Annotated in this window: 6 protein-coding genes; 1 reads left to right on the forward strand and 5 read right to left on the reverse strand. The window is 55.8% G+C overall.

Going from position 1 to position 8,209, the window contains the following annotated elements; genetic code table 11:
• The 3 genes from nhaB to OQK_RS24125 form a co-directional block, all read right to left on the reverse strand.
• On the reverse strand, window positions 1-1,375 hold a 1,375-nt coding region (gene nhaB, locus OQK_RS30635; protein ID WP_016774675.1), incomplete at its 3' end, for a sodium/proton antiporter NhaB.
• Between the two features lie 88 nt (window positions 1,376-1,463).
• Window positions 1,464-2,753 (reverse strand): hypothetical protein, encoded by a 1,290-nt coding sequence (locus OQK_RS24120; RefSeq protein WP_016774676.1) that lies wholly within the window; start codon window positions 2,751-2,753, stop codon window positions 1,464-1,466.
• A gap of 264 nt (window positions 2,754-3,017) precedes the next feature.
• Complete coding sequence (locus tag OQK_RS24125) at window positions 3,018-3,284, reverse strand: hypothetical protein (protein WP_016774677.1); 267 nt, start codon at window positions 3,282-3,284, stop codon at window positions 3,018-3,020.
• A gap of 523 nt (window positions 3,285-3,807) precedes the next feature.
• On the opposite strand from OQK_RS24125, the gene OQK_RS24130 reads away from it, so the two are divergent.
• Window positions 3,808-5,133, forward strand: a complete 1,326-nt coding sequence (locus tag OQK_RS24130) for a sigma-54 dependent transcriptional regulator (RefSeq protein WP_016774678.1) — start codon at window positions 3,808-3,810, stop codon at window positions 5,131-5,133.
• A 42-nt stretch (window positions 5,134-5,175) separates the two neighbouring features.
• On the opposite strand, the gene OQK_RS24135 is transcribed toward OQK_RS24130, so the two are convergent.
• Both OQK_RS24135 and OQK_RS30640 read right to left on the reverse strand, forming a co-directional pair.
• Window positions 5,176-7,392 carry a hypothetical protein gene (locus OQK_RS24135; RefSeq protein WP_016774679.1) on the reverse strand — a complete coding sequence of 739 codons (2,217 nt, stop codon included), beginning with the start codon at window positions 7,390-7,392 and terminating at the stop codon, window positions 5,176-5,178.
• Between the two features lie 340 nt (window positions 7,393-7,732).
• The coding region (locus tag OQK_RS30640; protein ID WP_162098748.1) for a hypothetical protein at window positions 7,733-8,209 on the reverse strand (477 nt) is incomplete at its 5' end.

Raw genomic sequence — 8,209 nt, forward strand, 5'->3', positions numbered from 1 at the left:
GAAACGCTGCCTGACCATTCGGTGTCGCCACACTCGGCAGATTGGTGCCGGTGTTGATCGCAATCGCCAACGTTTCGAAATGCTCACGAGTCATGTGCCCGGCAAGAAAAGCCTGTTTCACCTCAGTGATGTAAATGGTCGCGACAAACACGTTGTCGCTGATCGCCGAGAGCAGACCATTGGCGATGAACAACATCCCCGGCTGTTGATCCATCGGCAACGCCAGAACCCACTGGATCAGCGGGGCGAACAGTTGCTGATCATGAATGACCGCCACCACGGCAAAAAACACCACCAGCAGCGCGGTAAACGGCATGGCGTCCTTGAATGCGCTGCCCAGGCGATGCTCGTCGGTGATGCCGGTAAACGCAGTGATCAACACAATCACCATCAAACCGATCAGGCCGACTTCAGCCAGGTGAAACGCCAGGCAACCAATCAGAATCAGCGCCGCCGCCCCTTGCACCAGCAGCGCCGCCGTCTGACGGGGCGTGCGTTTGGCGTTGTCCTCGGCAGCGTAGTCAGCCAACACAGCGCGGACGTTGTCCGGCAGCAGCGTGCCGTATCCGAACCAGCGCAGCTTCTCCAGCAGCACGCAAGTAACCAGACCCGCCACCAGTACCGGCAGCGACACCGGGGCAACTTTCTGGAAGAACTCGCCGAAATGCCAGCCCATCTCATGGCCGATCAACAGGTTCTGCGGCTCACCGACCAAGGTGCAGACGCCACCGAGCGCCGTGCCGACCGCGCCGTGCATCAACAGGCTGCGCAGGAAAGCGCGGAATTGATTCAAGTCCTCATGGTGTCGCGACGGTAGATGCTCATCGTCGCCGAATTCGCTGTCCTTGCGTGGATCGTTGCCCGACGCGACCCGGTGATACACCGAGTAGAAGCCGACAGCCGCACTGATGATCACCGCCGTCACGGTCAACGCATCAAGAAATGCCGAAAGAAATGCCGACAAGAAGCAGAACATCAGCGCCAGAATCGCTTTCGAGCGCACGCCCAACAGCAGCCGCGAGAAGAGAAACAGCAGCAGATCTTTCATGAAGTAGATGCCGGCAACCATGAACATCAGCAGCAGGATCACCGGAAAGTTGTGCAGTAACTCATCGTACAGCGCTTGCGGCGTGGTCATCTTCAACAGCAACGCTTCAATCAACAGCAGGCCGCCGGGCATCAACGGATAACACTTGAGCGCCATGGCCAGGGTGAAGATGAATTCGATCACCAGCAACCAGCCTGCGGCGACCGGGCCGATGGTGAACAGGACCACGGCATTGAGAATGAGAAAACCGACGATGGTCGCCTTGTACCAGCGTGGCGATTGCCCGAGGAAGTTGTGCGCGAACGCCTGGGCGATTGAACCGGACATCGGCTGCTCCTTTTATTTAGAAGCGCGAAAGTTGCCGGATGTTTCAAGGAAGATCAAGTCGCCGATAACCTCGATCCTGTTGAATGCTCTATGGATTCAGATAACGCGCAACCATTGCCCGGTAGTTGCCATCCAGTGAATAGCCACCTACCACAATCGCGCCGTCAGTTTGTACGGCCAGAGAATTGGCTGTATCGAGGCTTCGCCCCAGTCGCGTGCGCAACCAACCGTGGCCCTGGCCGAACGCTGGATCGAGACTGCCGTCAGCTTGATAACGGGCGACCATGAAGTCGGCTTCAACCCCGCCGATGGTCGCGCCCACGGCAACGATGCGGCCATCGCTCATCAACTGGGCGGCGTTCCATTGGCATCCGCTGGGACCGATGTCCACCACCTGTGGTTGGCCATGATGACAGTGCAGGTCCGGTCGACCGTTGGCGTGCAGGACAAACGTCAGGCAGCGGATCGGATCGCGGCTGCTGCCGAAGCAGTAGAGCCTGTCGGCGGACTCGATGATCTGGCTGACCTGAGCGCTGTTGCCGTGGGCCCTGAACGCCATGAAACCGTCCACGGCAAAACGCTCGTCCAGACGCCCATCGGACTGATAAACCGCCAGCAGCCCTTGCTGCGGAAAGTCGATCGAACCTGCGACGACAATTCGCCCATCCGCCTTCAACAGCAGGGTGCTCAGCCAGGTGTTGAGCAGCAAGTGGCGAACCATGACAAATCCGCGCCCGTTGAACGATTCGTCGAGGCTTCCATCAGGACACAGGCGAATCAGCATGCCGGCGTGGTCGGCGAGGCTGAAATGATGGTTGGCGATCAGCACAATGCGACCGTCTTCCTGCACCGCAAAGTCACAGGCTTCAACACCTGGCACACCCGGTGGCAGCCAGTTGTCGCGGGTGCCCATGGACAGCTCGCCGGGCAGGCGCACGATCTGGAAGCCGTCATCACCGAAAGTTCGATCTGGCCGGCCGTCGGCATCGAACAGGGCGAAGGCGGGGAGGGTGCGATGGGTGTCTTCATAATGCAGGCCGGCCAGCAGAATCTTGCCGTCAGCTAGTACCTGAACCTTGCCGGCCTTGGCTTCGAATCCTTCGACGAAACTGCCGATCACGCTGCCCTGAATACCGAACGACAAATCCGCCGAACCATCACCCAGCAGCCGCGCCAGGCCAAAACGACTTCCCTTCGGCGTACCGACCTTGGCGGCGACCAGAATCCGACCCTGCGCATCGAGCGCGACATGTTGTGTCTGGCTGGACAGGCTACCGGCAAAGTACACCTGCGCAACACCGCCGATGGCGAAGGTCGAGTCGAGCGAACCGGGGTTGTTCCATACCGTGGGCAGCGCATAAGTGTTCAGGGTCGACATGCACGCGTCTCCTTGCGAGTAGCCGATATCCCAGTGATTGGGAGGCTGACTGCACGAGCGAAACATTCAATCCCTGAACCGCGAGAAGTACAACTGGACGAATCAACAGAACGACGGTCGCACTGTGCCAGAACAGTGTCTTGTTGAACCAGTCGCAAGCGAGCCAAGCAATTTGGATGAAACAGCGCGGTAAGTACTGTGCTTATTCGACTTCGCATACAACAAAGGCGGATGACTTTAACGTCATCCGCCTTTGTTCGATTATCAGTGTGGCATCGACCACGATTGCAACTTGTGGCCGTCTTCGCTCAGCTCGGCGCGGGCCTGTTGCAGCAGTTGTTCGAGTTGCGCCGGGTCGGAGTAGGCGCTGCTCGGGATCTGTTTACGACCGATGTGGGAATTGGTGCGGTCGACGACGGTCAGGCTCAGTTCGCCATTGCCGTCTTGTGGCGCCCAGGCCACGCACTGAAAAGGCTTGAACGCGTGGTTGGCAATCAGAAGAGCTTCGTTGATACGCAGCGGGGCAGTCATGGGGTCTTCTCTCTATTGGCGCCCAATCAAGTGATGTGCCGTCGGTTGGGCTTACCGTGCGGCGGGTTACTTGTACTGATGCACGCAACAGGGGGGTGGGTCACACTTGAAACAAAGAAATTTCAGGTTCTTTACATAACGTAAGTTCGTTTCGTTAATCCTGCACCTGTCCGAACACCGCGCTGAATTCACCCCTCACCCCAGCCCTCTCCCCAAGGAGAGGGAGCCGAGTTGTGGGCTTTTCAAACTCGAGTTCGGCTCGGTCTTTCAGATCGGCGTACCTCGCGCAAGCACCTCGGTCAGTTCCCTCTCCCTTGGGAGAGGGCTAGGGTGAGGGGCCGCTCTTTGACTCGCCGCAAATAGTCGATAGCTAACTAACAACCAACTTTCTTATAACTCTTTTAATAGCCAGCCTATAAGCAATCGGTACAAGCCCCCGTCAAAATCTTGCTAGTGTTACAACCGGGTCTGCCAAATGACTGTTTTTTCGATCATTTATCAAATTTGGCGCCAAGGAACAGTCATGAGCGAAGCGCCTGCGTCGAGACGTTTACTGGTGGTCGATCCCTGCGACGACTGCCATCGCCTGTTGCCGGGATTGCGCGCCGTCGGTTGGGATGTCGACAGCTGTAATCTGGAGAACGCCGCATCCCGCGCCTGTGACGTCGGCCTGCTGCGCTTGCAGCCTTACCACCTGGAACGCCCAGAAGCGGTCAAAGAACTGATCAGCCGCAGCGGCACCGAATGGATTGCCGTGCTCAATCAGGAAGTCCTGCGCTTACAGAACGTCGGCGATTTCGTTTGTGAATGGTTCTTCGACTTCCACACCTTGCCCTTCGACGTCTCCCGCGTCCAGGTCACCCTCGGCCGCGCCTTCGGCATGGCGCGCCTGCGCGGTCAGGGCACGATTCACGTCGATCAGCCGGAGCACGAACTGCTCGGCGACAGCAAACCGATCCGCGAACTGCGCAAACTGCTGAGCAAACTCGCCCCGACCGAATCGCCCGTGCTGATTCGCGGCGAAAGCGGCACCGGCAAAGAGCTGGTCGCGCGCACCCTGCACCGACAATCCCAGCGTCACAACAAACCGTTTGTAGCGATCAACTGCGGGGCGATTCCCGAGCATCTGATTCAGTCCGAGCTATTCGGCCACGAGAAGGGCGCTTTTACTGGCGCCCATCAACGCAAGGTCGGACGCATCGAAGCGGCCAATGGCGGTACGTTGTTTCTCGACGAAATCGGCGACTTGCCGCTGGAACTGCAGGCCAATCTCCTGCGGTTTCTGCAGGAGAAGCACATCGAGCGGGTTGGCGGCAGTCAGCCGATACCGGTGGATGTGCGCGTGCTGGCCGCAACCCACGTTGACCTGGAAGCGGCGATCGAGAAGAAGCGCTTTCGTGAGGACCTTTACTACCGGCTCAACGTACTGCAAGTGGTGACCGCGCCATTGCGCGAGCGCCATGGCGATCTGTCGATGCTGGCCAACCATTTTTCGCACTTCTACAGCCACGAAACCGGGCGCCGGCCACGCAGCTTCAGCGAAGATGCATTGATTGCCATGGGCAAACATGACTGGCCGGGCAATGTGCGCGAGCTGGCGAATCGGGTCAGGCGTGGGTTGGTGTTAGCGGAGGGGCGGCAGATCGAGGCGCGGGATTTAGGGTTGATCAGCCAACACTCGATCGCCACGCCGATGGGCACGCTGGAGGATTACAAGACCCGAGCGGAACGGCAGGCGTTGTGTGATGTGTTGAATCGGCATAGTGATAATTTAAGCGTGGCCGCGAAAGTTTTAGGGGTTTCGCGGCCTACTTTTTATCGGTTGTTGCATAAGCATCAGATTAGGTAGATGTTACTATTTGATCTTAATAATTACAGTTTTAAACGCCGATCATATTTTCCTCAGTCTTAAATTTTTGATGGAGAAAATATGCGTGGAGTTATACGCGTAAAACCACAGCATTAAAGTTCCCGGTGTAAGAGACTTCGCCGAGTAAAAACGTACAATTGCTGTTTGCCATATTTCGCTTTCAGCGACTTGCTCGTAATGCTCCATGACCTCATTTTGACTAAAGTAAATGTCTAATGTAGCTGGCGACCTATGATCAAAACTGAATTCGAGAGGGGTGCCCGCCTCGATCCCTTGAAAGCACTTACTAACCGCTGTTCTGGGATGGAACGAAGGGGTAATAATTGATTCTAAGAAGTACTCACTATCAACAAGCGTAATCTTTGAATGCCATTCTCGAACGGATAATGCCCAGTGATTCCAGTCATAGTTATCAAACGTAGTCAAATCATCCAACCCCGCTTTCACCCCATAGCTCCTCACTTGACACGCAACCGCCTCACCCTCAACCGCCCCCTCATACAAACCAACCTTCAACACAACAGCCAACGTCGAATCCGCCTTACACCCCCGCAACCACTCCACCTCAGCCAAATAACTCAGCCCCACCCCCTGATCATGCGCTGCCCCCACAAACTGCTGCTTGACCCGCTCCCCACCCCCTGCAAACGTCTCCACATACTCCAACCAAATCGGTAACCCCATCCGCTGAAACGGCCAAGCCCCGCACAGTACCTTGGTGTCATCCTTGATCAACCCTACATCCAGCACCTCACCATCAAACCCTTCGAGCTTCGGCATCGGCATGCTCGATTGCAGCAACTCGCCAATCACCAGCGTCACACTCTGCGCCGGCGTCGGTTGTCCATTAACGATCAGGCTGTATATCAGCTCCACACTGCGCTGCAGATTTGCCCCGGTGACGGAGAAATCAATGGCGAATTGCACTTTCGATTGTCCCGCCACCGGCTTTTGCTGGGGAGGTACTGAGCCGGCGCCCGGTGTGCCGGCGATTTCCAGTTTCACATCGTGATTTGCGCCAAACGCGGCGGTGTCAAACACCGTGGTGAATCCGTTCTGATGCCGGTTCGGGTCAAGTTTGTAATCAGGCGCCTCGACAACCGTTGGCGGTTTCAACTGACTGACTTCGCCAGTGACTGGAACAACAACGTCATTGGACGGACGCGCAGGTACGTTGGCGCGGGTTAACTTGTAGTTGGTCGTGGCCGAGCCATTGACCATGGCCCTGATGGAGGCATTGGCCAGCTTGAAATCGAAGTGCCCAGGCACGGCACCGACCGTGTGTACCAACGGTCCGATCGTGACAGGTACTCCCTCAGATGTCTGGCCGGTACACCTTAGCTCGACCTCGTCTCCAATCTGGAAATCCGGCGGGGTGAAATAAACCCGTGCATCGGCGTCGCTCGTACCCAGTACCTTCAGGTCGATGGTGGTGACGTTCTGGTTGTTGACCCAGATTGTTGGCGCCGGCAAGCGGCTGATGCTCAGGTCCACATTGACATAGGTGACTTTCGACCACGGCGCCTCTGGAACCGGGAAATTATTAACCCGGTCGAAGACCTGATAGCGCACTTCGATGTTCCTGCCGTTGCCTTGGTCTCTGATGACTTTTTCGGTGAAGGTGACGATGATCGGATTGTTGACCGGATCTTCGATCTGCTCTCTGGTGACCGGGTAGTACGTCACCACCTGATCTCCCCAACCACAACGAATGGTGTCGAAGACGGCGATGTTTTCATAAGGCACGATGAGCATGCGGATTTCCCGCCGGGCCATTTCCGCATCCACGCCTTGAGACGGATCAGGGCTCAGCGTGTAGAGCAGGCCGGAATGGCCGTCCTCGGGGTCGCGATCCAGGCCGCCTGGCCGTGTGAGCTGGACCCACATACGCAACACCGGCTCGGAGCTCACTGGCTCCTGACCCAAGCGTTTCACCGTGTAAAAGACGAGTGCTGCGCCATTGGTGACCTGAGCCCTGGGGATTTTGAATTCCAGCCGTTTATTCAGATTGTTTTCATCGACCGGTATCGTTCCGACAATGACGCCGTCATAAGACATTTGGCATTCGTCTTTCAGTGCCATACCTATCCACGGATCAACGAAAAGCCGCAAATCATCCTTGACGGTATCCAGCGATATGCCTCCGTGATAGTTCTCCGGCGTCTGCAAGTCGACCTTACCCTGTATGAAGGGAGGGCTCAGGGCAAGAATGCGGTTTTCATCCAGCGGCTGGCTCATGGCAGTGCTCCGTTATGGGCCCGGTTGCAAGGTGCCAGGCGCTGGAGTCATGAAAGCGGATTTGAGGGCAGGGCGCACCTGTCAGATCTGACAGGTGTGGGAGTGTATCCGATGAGTGGTCACTTTTTGGACTGGCGACAATAACCGTGAAGATGAAGAGTTCACCACGGCATTAGCTCGAGGGAGGATTACAAGACGCGGGCGGAACGGCAGGCGTTGTGTGATGTGTTGAATCGGCATAGTGAAATGCTGCATAAGCACCAAATTAATAAGGAGCAATTTGTGGGGCATTTACAAAGATACTGCGCTAACGGCTGCAGATAATTAGGGCTATTTTTTGTCAGCTTTTTCTGAGGCGTAAATTATCTATATATATTTCTCCAACGCCTCCCACATAAAAGTCAAGAGCAACGATAGATCCGGGTGCTATCTTCGCGTTAAATTCGACTCGGATGGACTGCCAGCTCGTGCTCGCCGCGAATTTTCCATTAACTATCAATGATTCGTTTTGGCTCAATTTATAAGATTCAGGTCCTGTTGTTCGGTAGTCAAACGTAAATACATAAGAATCGCCCTCGATAATATTATGAAAAAATTTCCGCAAAAAAAGATCCCAGACCCCTGATGTGTCTATAAAAAATTCGCCGTTTCTATGCACGATTTTGGCTGGATATTGTGAATTGGTTGACATCCAATTATTCATGTTGTAGTTAGTAAATGTTGTCAAATCATCCAGCCCAGCCCTGACCCCATAATTCCTCACTCGACACGCAACCGCCTCACTCTCTACCGCCCCCAAATAAAACCCAACCTTCAA

Source organism: Pseudomonas sp. R62 (assembly GCF_000257605.1).
GTDB lineage: Bacteria > Pseudomonadota > Gammaproteobacteria > Pseudomonadales > Pseudomonadaceae > Aquipseudomonas > Aquipseudomonas atacamensis.